Below are 574 nucleotides of genomic sequence, written 5' to 3' on the forward strand. Positions count from 1 at the left end.
CTAATATATAACGACAGTTTTCAGGATAATGAACTAATCCCGGATAATCATCCAGTTCCAACCCCAGGGCACTGTACCATGCCCTTACAATCATCATCCGTAAATTGCTTTCAGCCTCATAATCACCTAAATGGTAATAAGCATCTTTGTTAAAAAAAAGACCAAGATGAAAGTGGCATTTTCCCTCTTCGGAAAACTCACGTACCCAAACGTGACGAACACGGTTTGGATAGATTCGTTTACCGTTAGCTGCTCTGGCTTTCTCATTGGCCTCCAGCATTGCATTTAACGCATTACGGAAACGGGATATCGCTCCAGGCTCCAGATTTGGGAAACAGCAAACTGTATCTCCTCTATCTAATATAGGGGGATAATGGGCATCAATACGTAATGCCATTGTTCTAGGGAATTCACTTACAGCATCATTGACGACTCGTTCAATATGCTTTTTATAGGCGAGTACATGCTCACCATGAGAACCATGATATAACTCCATATTTATACCTTGTAGTTAGTCCTACAGTATACTAAAACCTTATCTATTAACATAATTAGCTAGTAAGGTGTCTATTAT

The 574-nt window shown here is 39.7% G+C and carries 1 protein-coding gene; it reads right to left on the minus strand.

The window, feature by feature from the left end; genetic code table 11:
* A partial coding sequence (locus INF86_RS22290; RefSeq protein ID WP_193543954.1) for an inovirus Gp2 family protein occupies positions 1-496 on the minus strand: 496 nt, incomplete at its 3' end.
* Positions 497-574: the final 78 nt, after the last annotated feature.

This window comes from Enterobacter cloacae complex sp. I1M, assembly GCF_014982425.1.
GTDB lineage: Bacteria > Pseudomonadota > Gammaproteobacteria > Enterobacterales > Enterobacteriaceae > Enterobacter > Enterobacter intestinihominis.